Below are 8,927 nucleotides of genomic sequence, written 5' to 3'. Positions count from 1 at the left end.
AATTCTTTAGAATAGTGTTGAAATTGTTGTCCCTTTCTAGCCATAAAAAATCCCCTCCAAGTATAGTGTAACAGCCAAGATATGTTCTTGGGCTTTTTACACTGTCTACTTAGAGGGGATAATATCAGAGAGAGCAGAAGCTGCTTTAAAGTGTGTTGGTCTTTTTTATTTGACGTCATCATGCTCGATATAGGTTTCAAGTGCTAGATGGTACTCTTTTTGATAATGAAGGTTGGGACATGTTTTCACAACTTTACCTTGTAGGGCATTAGACTTTGAGACTTCTAATGATGTTTTACATTTAGGACAGCGTTCGGCAAACAATGATGGCAAGCGCTTCATAGATTACCACTCCAGTTAAAGTCTTAAAAACCGATTATATTAATATGAATTATAGGGGATCGTGTAAGCGAGGTCAATGGGCATTTAGGTTTTTTATCAGGTTCACTTGAGATGTCAGTAGGAACTTCTCAGCATCGATTCCTCTCGGTTAAAGATCGATTCAAGCTACTATTCCTGATCTACGTTGATCATTATTCGTTGATTTTTCATCCGTTTACCTGTAAATGCAGGAGAAAGCAAGTTGTTCAGCTGGTTCGTTGATTGCCTTTGTCGCGTTTTTTGCTTTGATCCACAAATGCCAGGAATTCACTGTTTTTGCAACTTGCGTGTTATGTAAGGCTATGCTAATATATTTGAAGATAAAAATAGACTTGTATAACCTCAATAATATGGTTTGAGGGTTTCTACCAGGATCCGATAAATCCTGATTACAAAAGCGTGCTTTCCTTTTTTGTAATCAGGGTTTTTTTTGTTTGTCTACACCCTGAATTAACAGTGAAAGCCATGATATACAGAAGGGATGTTAGACATGAACTGGAGAGTATATTTATTAGCGGTTTCTACTTTTGCGGTTGGATTAGTTGAGCTTGTGGTCGGGGGTATTTTGCCGAGCCTTGCAGAGGATTTGAATGTGTCTCTTGCGACAGCTGGGCAGCTCATCACAGTATTTGCGATTGTGTATGCCATTTCAGCACCGGTGCTGCTCACCGCCACAGCCAAAATCGAACGAAAATGTCTTTATTTAATTGCGTTATTGGTGTTTACACTAGGAAATGTGTTCACTTATTTTAGCTCGACCTTTGCCCTTGTGATGATTTCAAGGATATTGATTGCGATGAGTACAGCGCTTGTGGTGGTGTTATCACTGACGATCACCGCCAAATTGGTGGAACCAGCGCATCGAGCGAAAGCATTAGGTCTGATTTTTATTGGCATTAGTTCATCACTTGTTCTAGGTGTACCGATCGGTATTTTTATTACAGAGAGCTTTGGCTGGAGAGTGATGTTTTTAGGAATCAGTATTCTATCGGCCATATCCATGGTACTGATCTATTTTCTATTGGAAAAAATGCCTGTTGAACAAGTCACACCTCTTAAAGAACAGATTCGTTCTTTAGGGCATCCAAAAATTTTTAGTGCACACTTGATTAGTTTGTTTATGCTTGCTGGTCATTATATGCTTTATTCTTATTTCACCCCATTTCTGATGGAAGTCCTACATATGACACCGTATTGGATTAGTATTTGTTATTTGGTATTCGGGCTTGCGTCTATTGGCGGGAATGGTTTTGGCGGATGGCTTAGTGACAAACTGGGATCAGGGAAAGCCATTTTGTTTGTAACAATGGCGTTTGCGGCTGTGATGTTTATCATTCCTTATACAGCGGGTGTGTTTGTGGTATTTATGGCGATGGTTGTCCTGTGGGGAGCGCTCAGCTGGGCACTGACACCTGCTCTGCAAAGCTATTTGATTCAAACAGACCCATTGACGTCCGATATTCAGCAAAGTTTAAATACATCGGCTTTGCAAATTGGCATCTCTATTGGATCAGCAGTGGGTGGCGTCATGTTTACAATGACCGGTTCATCTGTTGATTTGGCTAAATTCGGTGCTGTGTTCGTGCTGATTGCCTTTAGCTGTGCCGTGATTTCGTTGAAGAGACCGTCTCTTTATATGGAAAATCAGAATCGTGCTGAGTAGCTGCCTTTGATGAGGCAGCTTGTTTTATATCTTGTGTTCTATTTCAGAATCACACCTTCACTTTTTCCAGTAATGACTTCTTTACCATGCTGGTTGATATAGCGGGAAAAAAGCTGAACACGGTCATATTGTTCAAGGGGTTCCACTTTGGTGACGGCTATTTGACAGGTAATCGTATCACCTGTATAAACGGGGCGGATGAAGGTACATGACATGTCTTGACCAATAAAATGAAACTGACCGCCAAGCCTAGTGGTCAGACTTGCTGTGAGAAAGCCATGAACCATTCGCCTGCCCTGGTCATCCAGCTCCATATGGTGTTTGCCTAGGTCGCCTGTCAATCTGCCGAATTGAATCACGTCTTCATGTGTATAGGTTCTGCTTGTTTGAAATTGATCACCTGGTTGAACCATCTTTCCATCAACTCCTTTTTTTTAAATGTACCAATTAGGTGAATGAGTGTACATTCATTTTTATTCGTTCTTACTTCATATATTCTCTCCGCAGCTAGCTTGTTTGCCACACTGAAAAGAGGGACCGAGGATGGTCTGTATAAACGAATTGCTATTGGTCAGCTGACTGAAGAGGAAAAGGATGTCTTACAAAACAAACAAAAAAAATAGAAACAAACACATTCTCATCATTAAAAGATATCAAGGGGAAAGGAGAGCCACCTGAGACACCTCTCCTTTTTTGTTATTCAAAGAGCATATGATTGTTTGATAGAACGAAATCGTCCCTTTTTCATTATATAGGATAGTAAATAAAAGGAAAAGGTGCTGTGATATATCGTGTAATCTAGTAAAAAAGTACTCATAATTATCAGGTCTGATGGACCGTTATTTTTCTCGCATTCACATTTCTTTTGACTCCTCTATTGATTATTAGTATTATTTTATTAACCAGTTAAGAGTGGAGGTTCAGATGGAAACAAAAGAGCAGATTGTATTAAAAGCGATTCAAGATCTGATTATGCATAGGGAAAAGAGACGGAACGATCCAACAGATCCACTGATTACCACGACTGAAACACTCAAGCAAGATTGGACACTCACACAGCTTCACATTTTATCGATGATTCAAGCCAATCCAAACGAATCAAATAATACATTTCTTTCACAGCAACTGAAACTGTCAAAGCCAGCCATTACAAAGGCTGTGAAAAAACTGATCGAAAAAGGCATGGTAAACTATAACCATCGGCAAGGTGATAAGAAGTCGGTCTATTATTCACTAACAGAGGAAGGTACACAATTGGCGGCACTGCATGATGAACTTCATGAAAAAGCAGTGACATCCTATTTAGAATTCCTCCATCAGTTTAATGAAGATGAATTACAGGTGATTGAGCGCTTCTTAAAGGCTTGGAAGGAAAAGATATAAATCCTATTCACATAATATTGGTAAGGGCTATTTGTCTAGGGTGAAAATAAATGAAACCCCACGCTAACGTGGGGTTTAACTACTGTATAAAGTAAGATTTCGAAATAAAAATTATTAGTGCTAAACTATCCTAATTTTTTAATTTCATTATAAACATTTTCAGTGTTATTTCCATTACTATGTTCCACTAATTTGTTATATCTATCAATATATTTTTGAGGTTGGTTTTGGTTATAATTTCTTTTTATAAAGTTATTTAATGTACTATCAATATGATAAACAACATCTCCAAAACGATTATTATCTTGTAATATATTTGGGGCTCCATATTCTTGTTCTGCTATTTCTTTATCACCCCAAAAAAAGATTATATTACTGCACCCAGCAAAGGCATAAAAGCATATTGAAGAGTAATCAGTAATAACCACCTTGGAGTTAATAAGGGCATCCTTTATATCACCTTGATATACATAATCTTTAATTTGATCATATGTTTCTGGAAATTGATTTTCAAGCATTAGCCCTGCTTTTGGATGTAAAGTAATATTGATTACTTTATCTTCGTAAAAAGGATCAGTTTTAACAATCCTTAAAAATTGCAAATACCGGTCTATATAAGAATTTTTTTCTATTTTTCCGGTAACATCCCAGGGTCTCCAAGTTAACATAAAAGTAATTTGCTTTTTATCTGTATTTCTATTTTTAACATATAAATCTAAATTAGGAACCCCTTTTTCAATTAGCTGATTATCGCTAAATTTTGGATATTTACTAAAATAATACGATTCAAGTTTTGAATTTGTAACAATATAATCTGGACAAATAGGCACTTTTTTATTAAAATACCCTCTTTCAAAAACATTTGTGGCAAGACAGACACCGTGTTGTAAGAATACTTTATTATTATTACTTAATATCTTTCTTTTGATACTTTGACTATTATCATATAATCTTCTTTGTACATGGCTTACTAAATCAGAAGAAATAAACCTTTTGGCTTTAAATATATAATAAAAAGACTTGAAGCTATTGTGGGCTAGAATATTGTTTGTACCGTATTGCTTTTTAAAAGATAAAAATCTTTCGTGATTTTTATCCAAGATAAACTTTGAAAATGAATCATTTTCAGCTTTTGATTTTTTAAATACTTCAAAAGCTGACTCGCCTGCGTTCTTAGAGAATTTTTCAAAATAAACATCATATTTTTCTTGCCTTCCGAATCTAGAAATTAACCAAGCTAATTTTTCTTTAAACTTTGTTACTACACTTATGTAATCGGTCATGACTAATACCATTTGACCCGTTATAGATTTCCTTACAAAAAACTCAATATTTTCATTCAATTTATAACTACTAGAGCTATAAACATAGTGTTTTACATTATAAGTATTTCTATAATTAAATTTCAAAGGGTAGTAATAGTCTAAATTCTCCTTATTCGTAGATTTAATATACAAAGGCAAATTTATCTCACTTGATTGTATATATTTGTCTAACAATTCTTGTTTTTTGATTTTAACATAACCAAAATGAACAAATAATCCTAATTTATTTGTCACATTTGAAAACATTTCACGGGTATTTTTAGAGAAAAAATATTTGAAATTAAAATTTAAAGCTTTATCATATCCAATAGCTATATCAATTTTTTTCATATTAGCAAATTTAAAGCGAATTACACCAAAAATATAAAAATTATCACCGATTGTAATTGTTTTTAATCTTTGTGGAGGATTAGATTCAGCTTTTTCTATTATCTGTTCCATAGTTAATAGTGGGTGATCTTTTTTAATTATGATAAAAGATAAGGTGTTTAAAGGGTCTAGGTATACCACAAGTACAGTTCCTTGAATTCTATTGTCATTTTCATGAATTTCTAAAATCTCAATCCTATTGTCAGTTTTTTTGTTTTTAATGACTTTTTGATTTGTTTTATATATATAAAATTTTTTGAATAACATTATTTTTTTTCTATTTATAACTTTCCCATTGTTGAAATCAGTAAACTCACCATTTAAAACAATATTTCCATTTTTATTAGATGCGTATGACACTTTCTACCTCTCCTCGTTGAGCTGTTGTAAAATATAATATAGTTAATACAACTTTGTTTAGGTAATTGAATAATAAAATTATTAGTTCTTAATTCTGTTAAACAAATTTTTTCTTGTTTTATTCTAGTAAATAAATGGGACATGATGATGTCTATTTTCATACTCACTCACTGTATATCTTTTTATTTTCGAAAAAACAATCTTGAGATAAAGGAATGGACTTTTCCCAAACCTCATGTAATGTATATTATGAACCTAATTTATGAATGAAATTACCAGACAAGTGAAATGCATACTTAAGTATATCATTAATTTTACTGTCAAAACTAATCTATATCAATATGTTCTTTAATCATCTTATATAAATCGGGTTTGAGTTACTATGGTCTGACAGAAAGGTTTGTTGGCTTTTTTCTGTCTGTGTACAGTATCCAACTTTTACATGATCGGCAGACTCATATATTCGGATTAAAAGTTGATGTATTAGATCTTTATTTAATTCATTGGCCGGTTGAAGGCAAGTATAAAGAGACGGGAAAAGCACTAGAGAAGCCTTATCATTATGGATGAGTTCGTGCAATTGGTGTGTGCAATTTCCATCAGCATCACCTGGATGATTTGTTAGGTGAGGCTGAAGTAGTACCGGTGTCAAATCAAATTGAGCTGCATCCGAAACTACACAAGAGCCTTTGCGTGACTATTGCAGGGAGAAGGGAATTCATGGAAAAGATTGGCACCATTAGGCAGTGGAAAGCTCCTCAATCATCCGGTACTTCAGATATTGCAAAACATGGTAAGTGGGCTGTCCAAGTTATTTTTCGCTAGGACTTGCAGAACGGCATTATCACTATTCCGAAGTCTGTGATAAAGAGCCGGATTATTGAAAATACAAAAGTATTTGATTTTGAGTTGTCCGCAAATGAGATGAGTGTTATCGATCAACTAATGAGCGGACAGGTCCAGACCCAGATAACTTTGATTTTTAACATTGAAGAAAAGCACAGGAATCCGATCCTGTGCTTCTGTTTGTTGATAAAGGGCTAAAATGACCTGTATGTTAGCCCTTTAGTTGATGAAATAGATTGGTATATCCGCTTTATGGAATTGAGCCGATGACATTGCCTTTGGGTATGTATTTCCTGTATGATAAACGATGGTATATTTTCAATAACTTTAAGAGGTGTTTATATATATGGAAAAACAATATCGTGTATTACTTTACTATCAATACGTCCCCATTGAGGACCCAGAGACGTTTACGGCAGAGCATCTAGCCTTCTGTAAAGAGCTTGGTTTGTTAGGACGTATTCTCGTTTCATCAGAAGGCTTAAACGGGACGGTTTCTGGAACCATTGAGCAAACGGACAAGTACATGCAAGCGTTAAAAGAAGACCCACGCTTTGCATCTATGCCGATTAAAATTGACGAAGCGGATGGTCATGCGTTTAAGAAAATGCACGTCCGCCATCGCAATGAATTGGTGAATTTAAGCCTTGAAGATGACGTGAATCCGTTAAAAATGACAGGTAAACATCTTAGTCCCATCGAATTCTACGAGCAAATGCAATCACCTGATACCGTCGTGATTGATGCGCGTAATGATTATGAATTTGATGTTGGTCACTTTAGAGGTGCGGTGCGCCCTGACATCGAGACATTCAGACAATTACCTGATTGGATTCGTGACAACAAAGAGATTCTTGAAGGGAAAAAGATCCTGACATATTGCACAGGCGGCGTACGTTGTGAGAAATTCTCAGGCTGGTTAAAGCGTGAAGGCTTTGAGGATGTATCTCAGCTTGACGGCGGAATTGTCACTTATGGTAAAGACCCGGAAGTCCAAGGCAAGCTATGGGACGGTCAATGTTATGTATTCGATAACCGTTTAACAGTGCCAGTCAACCAAACAGAGCACGTGGTTGTCGGAAAAGATTTCTTCTCTGGTGAGCCTTGCGAGCGTTATGTGAACTGTGCGAACCCTGCATGTAACCGCAAAATGATTACAACAGAAGAAAATGAGCACAAATACATGCGCAGCTGCAGCCATGAATGCCGTACAAGTGAACGTAACTTTTATGTGAAACAGCACAATTTATCTGAGGAAGAAGTGCAAGAAAGACTAGCTGTGATTGAAAAAGAACAAGCCATTTCACAAGGATAGAAGGGTTTCCCTTTTATCCTTTTTTCTATGATACATGTTCAGTTTTTTCATATTGCTACAAAGAAAGGTTCTTGCTCGACCATGCTTTATATTTTATGAACATGAATTATTTGTATCGTAGGATGGAAACTTTCGCCTTAATGATGATAGGTATTGACTCAATCATTGGTTCAGGGTGGCTCTTCGGCGCATGGCGTGCCCGCTTAATTGCCGGCCCTGGTGCTGTTTTGTCCTGGCTGATTAGGATGGTTGTGTATTTACTTGGCTATTTCCTATCTTGGCAGTGACAAACACTCCCTCAAAAGTGGATTTGAAACAGTTAGAAGATGCGAAAAAAATTAATGATGAACTGCGTACCTCTCAGCAAGAAGCCGCATCCGCCAAGAAAATAAACGGCTGCCTGATCGTTACGGGCAACCTTTTTTATTTTGATGAGCTATGCATGACATGACGCTTCAGCCAAGTGGTTACCCCTTGTAAAACGGCCGCTGTAACCAGTGAGATGATCAGATATCTCCATAGCTGATCCAAGCCTTGTCCACTAAGCCAAAAAACCATTCCTAGAAAAACGAGGCTCAGAATGAGCATGAATAAAAAAGATGCTGACCAAAAAAAAGCCTTCATAGACGGCCACCTCCTTGGAGTATTGTATGCAGGCTGATGGAGGATCAGACCAGCAAGGAAGAAGTAGAAATATCGATAGCATATTTTGAGTGAAGATTATTGGTCATAGACGGAGGTGTTTGGAGATGCAGATTCAAAAGGTTCTAACCAATAATGTCATTAGTGTGATAGATGAACAGGGAACAGAAATTGTCGTCATGGGCAGAGGCCGCTTTCAAAGGCATCCCGGAGACCCAGTGGACGAAGCGTTAATTGATAAGAGCTTCCGCCTAGAGGATCATCGGTTAACGAGCGGCTGGAAATGCTGCTTCAAGAGGTTTTGTATGATGTGGTCAAGGTGACAGAGGAAATGATTCAATCCACATTCAAAGCTGAACCGAAGATTAAACGAAAGTAGTCTGCATGTATCAATGGCAGACTATATTCATTTGTTATTCACAAAGTCTTGCCATCGCGTCAGGGCTTCCAAGTTTAACTTGTGTAAAAACATGCTCTTTGGAACAAGCTGATCCCTTCTCTCTTGTTTGTTAAGCGCTGACAATTTGATTGTAATGGGCTTTTTTCGACATGGTTAACTAGCATCATTTTCCGTTTGAAATGGTAAAAGGTTTTATGAACCAATCAGTCTTGCCATCTGATTATCTCAAATCCTAGCTTAAAA

At 36.6% G+C, this 8,927-nt stretch carries 9 protein-coding genes, 2 pseudogenes and 1 riboswitch; of the genes and pseudogenes, 7 read left to right on the top strand and 4 right to left on the bottom strand.

The genetic code is table 11. From position 1 onward, the window contains the following. Window positions 1–165: 165 nt before the first annotated feature. Window positions 166–342, bottom strand: coding sequence for a hypothetical protein (locus WAX46_RS11970; RefSeq protein ID WP_226568345.1), 177 nt, complete (start codon window positions 340–342; stop codon window positions 166–168). A gap of 351 nt (window positions 343–693) precedes the next feature. Beyond that, window positions 694–793, top strand: a riboswitch (purine riboswitch). Between the two features lie 78 nt (window positions 794–871). On the opposite strand from WAX46_RS11970, the gene WAX46_RS11965 reads away from it, so the two are divergent. Then, a complete protein-coding gene (locus WAX46_RS11965) occupies window positions 872–2,044 on the top strand; it encodes an MFS transporter (protein WP_336494091.1) in 1,173 nt (390 codons plus the stop codon). A 38-nt stretch (window positions 2,045–2,082) separates the two neighbouring features. On the opposite strand, the gene WAX46_RS11960 is transcribed toward WAX46_RS11965, so the two are convergent. Beyond that, complete coding sequence (locus tag WAX46_RS11960) at window positions 2,083–2,457, bottom strand: hotdog domain-containing protein (RefSeq protein ID WP_226568439.1); 375 nt, start codon at window positions 2,455–2,457, stop codon at window positions 2,083–2,085. A gap of 42 nt (window positions 2,458–2,499) precedes the next feature. Between WAX46_RS11960 and WAX46_RS11955 the strand changes: the two genes are divergently transcribed. Then, window positions 2,500–2,667: a hypothetical protein gene (locus WAX46_RS11955; protein ID WP_226568340.1), complete on the top strand. Its 168-nt coding sequence runs from the start codon at window positions 2,500–2,502 to the stop codon at window positions 2,665–2,667. A gap of 301 nt (window positions 2,668–2,968) precedes the next feature. Next, the gene (locus tag WAX46_RS11950) at window positions 2,969–3,427 is read left to right on the top strand and encodes a MarR family transcriptional regulator (protein WP_099679444.1); all 459 of its coding nucleotides are present in this window, start codon (window positions 2,969–2,971) and stop codon (window positions 3,425–3,427) included. A 125-nt stretch (window positions 3,428–3,552) separates the two neighbouring features. Here the strand turns inward: WAX46_RS11950 and WAX46_RS11945 are convergent, their stop codons facing one another. Beyond that, entirely contained in the window at window positions 3,553–5,481 is a 1,929-nt protein-coding gene (locus WAX46_RS11945) for a CDP-glycerol glycerophosphotransferase family protein (protein WP_226568338.1), read from the bottom strand. A gap of 468 nt (window positions 5,482–5,949) precedes the next feature. Here WAX46_RS11945 and WAX46_RS11940 point away from each other — a divergent pair. The 3 genes and pseudogenes from WAX46_RS11940 to WAX46_RS11930 form a co-directional block, all read left to right on the top strand. Next, window positions 5,950–6,467, top strand: a pseudogene (locus WAX46_RS11940) (aldo/keto reductase); the annotation flags it as partial. Window positions 6,468–6,673: 206 nt separating this feature from the next. After that, window positions 6,674–7,642 carry an oxygen-dependent tRNA uridine(34) hydroxylase TrhO gene (gene trhO / locus WAX46_RS11935; protein ID WP_226568336.1) on the top strand — a complete coding sequence of 323 codons (969 nt, stop codon included), beginning with the start codon at window positions 6,674–6,676 and terminating at the stop codon, window positions 7,640–7,642. A gap of 101 nt (window positions 7,643–7,743) precedes the next feature. Beyond that, window positions 7,744–7,902 (top strand): annotated as a pseudogene (locus tag WAX46_RS11930) (amino acid:proton symporter); the annotation flags it as partial. Window positions 7,903–8,065: 163 nt separating this feature from the next. Here WAX46_RS11930 and WAX46_RS11925 read toward each other — a convergent pair. Beyond that, a complete protein-coding gene (locus WAX46_RS11925; protein ID WP_226568334.1) occupies window positions 8,066–8,266 on the bottom strand; it encodes a hypothetical protein in 201 nt (66 codons plus the stop codon). A gap of 125 nt (window positions 8,267–8,391) precedes the next feature. Here WAX46_RS11925 and WAX46_RS11920 point away from each other — a divergent pair, with 125 nt between their 5' ends. Continuing rightward, window positions 8,392–8,607 carry a CAT RNA binding domain-containing protein gene (locus tag WAX46_RS11920; RefSeq protein WP_226568332.1) on the top strand — a complete coding sequence of 72 codons (216 nt, stop codon included), beginning with the start codon at window positions 8,392–8,394 and terminating at the stop codon, window positions 8,605–8,607. The last annotated feature ends 320 nt before the right edge of the window (window positions 8,608–8,927 follow it).

The sequence above is a fragment of the Bacillus sp. FJAT-53060 genome, assembly GCF_037104745.1.
Taxonomy (GTDB): Bacteria; Bacillota; Bacilli; order Bacillales; family Bacillaceae; genus Bacillus; species Bacillus stratosphericus_B.
This window is presented reverse-complemented; position numbering and strand designations above follow the sequence as displayed.

What these genes read in the sequence shown, in the direction of transcription:
- WAX46_RS11955 (WP_226568340.1), top strand. Translation starts at nt 2,500, where the DNA reads ATGAGTGTACATTCATTTTTATTCGTTCTTACTTCATATATTCTCTCC.
- WAX46_RS11920 (WP_226568332.1), top strand. Translation starts at nt 8,392, where the DNA reads ATGCAGATTCAAAAGGTTCTAACCAATAATGTCATTAGTGTGATAGAT.
- WAX46_RS11965 (WP_336494091.1), top strand. Translation starts at nt 872, where the DNA reads ATGAACTGGAGAGTATATTTATTAGCGGTTTCTACTTTTGCGGTTGGA.
- trhO (WP_226568336.1), top strand. Translation starts at nt 6,674, where the DNA reads ATGGAAAAACAATATCGTGTATTACTTTACTATCAATACGTCCCCATT.
- WAX46_RS11960 (WP_226568439.1), bottom strand. Translation starts at nt 2,457, where the DNA reads ATGGTTCAACCAGGTGATCAATTTCAAACAAGCAGAACCTATACACAT.
- WAX46_RS11925 (WP_226568334.1), bottom strand. Translation starts at nt 8,266, where the DNA reads ATGAAGGCTTTTTTTTGGTCAGCATCTTTTTTATTCATGCTCATTCTG.
- WAX46_RS11970 (WP_226568345.1), bottom strand. Translation starts at nt 342, where the DNA reads ATGAAGCGCTTGCCATCATTGTTTGCCGAACGCTGTCCTAAATGTAAA.
- WAX46_RS11950 (WP_099679444.1), top strand. Translation starts at nt 2,969, where the DNA reads ATGGAAACAAAAGAGCAGATTGTATTAAAAGCGATTCAAGATCTGATT.